Origin of the sequence: Tetragenococcus solitarius NBRC 100494 (assembly GCF_001544195.1) — a bacterium.
In the GTDB taxonomy this organism is placed as follows: Bacteria; Bacillota; Bacilli; order Lactobacillales; family Enterococcaceae; genus Tetragenococcus; species Tetragenococcus solitarius.
Genome location: NZ_BCPY01000093.1, coordinates 1 through 623, shown reverse-complemented (window position 1 = coordinate 623; position 623 = coordinate 1). Strand labels below are relative to the sequence as shown.

Sequence of the window (623 nt, the reverse complement as noted above, 5' to 3'; positions counted from 1 at the left end):
TGGTGAATTGGGGCCTTAGCTCAGCTGGGAGAGCGCCTGCTTTGCACGCAGGAGGTCAGCGGTTCGATCCCGCTAGGCTCCATGTCATTTGATAAAATGATTTTCGCGGTGTAGCTCAGCTGGCTAGAGCGTCCGGTTCATACCCGGGAGGTCGTGGGTTCGATCCCCTCCACCGCGATTTTGATTAAGAGCTTGGACCTTTAGCTCAGTTGGTTAGAGCAGACGGCTCATAACCGTCAGGTCGTAGGTTCGAGTCCTACAAGGTCCATTGCGTCACTATCATTTTATTTACTGGAGGATTACCCAAGTCCGGCTGAAGGGAACGGTCTTGAAAACCGTCAGGCGGGTAAAACCGTGCAAGGGTTCGAATCCCTTATCCTCCTTTATTAATTTTACTTGTAGTTATTGCAGGTAAGAATTGATTTATTATCGCGGGATGGAGCAGTCTGGTAGCTCGTCGGGCTCATAACCCGAAGGTCGCAAGTTCAAATCTTGCTCCCGCAATTGTACTTGTTTTTCAAGTATGGAGTATGCAACAAATTTGGTCTGGTAGTTCAGCTGGTTAGAATGCCTGCCTGTCACGCAGGAGGTCGCGGGTTCGAGTCCCGTCCAGACCGCCATTG

General features: G+C 50.6%; 6 tRNA genes. All 6 read left to right on the top strand.

Annotation, left to right across the window (positions count from 1 at the left end):
* Positions 1–9 precede the first annotated feature (9 nt).
* The 6 genes from TS1_RS12280 (at position 10) to TS1_RS12255 (ending at position 620) form a co-directional block, all read left to right on the top strand.
* A tRNA-Ala gene (locus TS1_RS12280) sits at positions 10–82 on the top strand.
* Between the two features lie 22 nt (positions 83–104).
* Positions 105–178: transfer RNA gene (locus TS1_RS12275), tRNA-Met, on the top strand.
* A gap of 16 nt (positions 179–194) precedes the next feature.
* Positions 195–268, top strand: a tRNA-Ile gene (locus tag TS1_RS12270).
* Between the two features lie 25 nt (positions 269–293).
* Positions 294–383: transfer RNA gene (locus TS1_RS12265), tRNA-Ser, on the top strand.
* Between the two features lie 47 nt (positions 384–430).
* A tRNA-Met gene (locus tag TS1_RS12260) sits at positions 431–504 on the top strand.
* Positions 505–543: 39 nt separating this feature from the next.
* Positions 544–620 (top strand) — tRNA-Asp (locus TS1_RS12255).
* Positions 621–623: the final 3 nt, after the last annotated feature.